The organism is Bacteroides caecigallinarum, from assembly GCF_021530995.1.
Taxonomy (GTDB): domain Bacteria; phylum Bacteroidota; class Bacteroidia; order Bacteroidales; family Bacteroidaceae; genus Phocaeicola; species Phocaeicola faecigallinarum.
This window is the reverse complement of the sequence record NZ_JADYTF010000277.1, coordinates 1-603: the sequence shown is the minus strand read 5'-3', so window position 1 is coordinate 603 and position 603 is coordinate 1. Positions and strand designations below refer to the sequence as shown.

Here is a 603-nt window from a genome sequence, read left to right as displayed (position 1 = left end):
TACGGACAAGCCATTCACTATTACGATGAAAACGAGATTGAAGTAGGCAAGCCTATACAATGTCAAGTAGTTGTAAACCATGTGGTGGAACTGACAGAAGAGGAAAAGCAGGAAGCAAGAAGAAAGGCGGTTGCCCAATATCAGCAGATGGAACTCCAAAAGCTACAGAACCGCAACAAGCCGACAGCGAAAAAAGAAACACAAGTCCAACCCTCATTATTTGATTTTTGATATGAAACCGAGAACACGCATACAGAAAGAGGTAGTCCGTTTGTCAAGCGGACTGCCCGAACTGACAGACAAGCAGAAAGCATACGCTTTTGAACATTGCTTCAAGCATCATGCCTACCGCACAAAAGGCGGAACTATCACTTGTTCGGAATGTGGACACCGCTGGAAAGGCGGACACACTCTTGCGGAAACTATATGTGGCTGTAGCTGTCCCCATTGCGGAAAGGAACTTGAAATACTTGATACCCGAAAGAGAGTTTTCAGGGACAGCGCATATTATGAAATCATTACGACCCGAAAAGGCTATCAAGTGTTGCGCTACTTTATGGTAGGAGCAACATACAAGGTGGGACAGAAGGCAGAGTATTCCAT

At 45.1% G+C, this 603-nt stretch carries 1 protein-coding gene and 1 pseudogene; both read left to right on the top strand.

Annotated features, from left to right (window positions below; genetic code table 11):
* Window positions 1-231 (top strand): PcfK-like family protein (locus tag I6E24_RS16605; RefSeq protein WP_235329827.1); only part of this gene is annotated, 231 nt, incomplete at its 5' end.
* Window position 232: 1 nt separating this feature from the next.
* Window positions 233-603, top strand: a pseudogene (locus tag I6E24_RS16600) (PcfJ domain-containing protein); the annotation flags it as partial.